The organism is Neisseria sp. P0021.S007, from assembly GCF_051956855.1.
In genome coordinates, this window is sequence record NZ_JBQCXA010001568.1 from 1 (window position 1) to 461 (window position 461).

A 461-nucleotide genomic window follows, 5' to 3' on the forward strand; every position below is an offset into this window, starting at 1 on the left:
GGACGGTAGTGTCGGATGCCGTGCAGGTGTTCGGAGGGCATGCCGTAGTTGCTGATGACGGCGCGCGGGTTTTCTTCTCTGAAGATTTGGTACATCCGCGCGAAGTCGGTTCTCAATTCGTCGGGCGTCAGCAGCTGGCCGTCTTTTTCGGCAAACCAGCTTTCGATGTCGGTGGAAATGGTGCGGTAGCCTTCGCGGCGCGATTGTTTGGCCAATTCACGGATGCGCGCTTCGTTGAGTACGCCGTGTTTGCGTTTGCCTGTCGGATCGGGTTTGACCAACTCGCTTTCATAAACCAAGAACACTTTGGAGAGTTTGTCGGCGGTCAGGTCGGGTTTGCCGACATAGTCCATGCGGTCGTAGATGATGAAATCTTTGGCATGGGCGGAGAGGACGGTCAATAAGAGGACGAGGGGTAAAAGGCGGTTGGGTTTCATATTTTTAGGCAGATAAGGGAAAAG

General features: G+C 54.2%; 1 pseudogene. It reads right to left on the reverse strand.

Annotation, left to right across the window (positions count from 1 at the left end):
* Window positions 1-437: pseudogene (locus ACTHUR_RS20305) on the reverse strand (hypothetical protein); the annotation flags it as partial.
* Window positions 438-461: the final 24 nt, after the last annotated feature.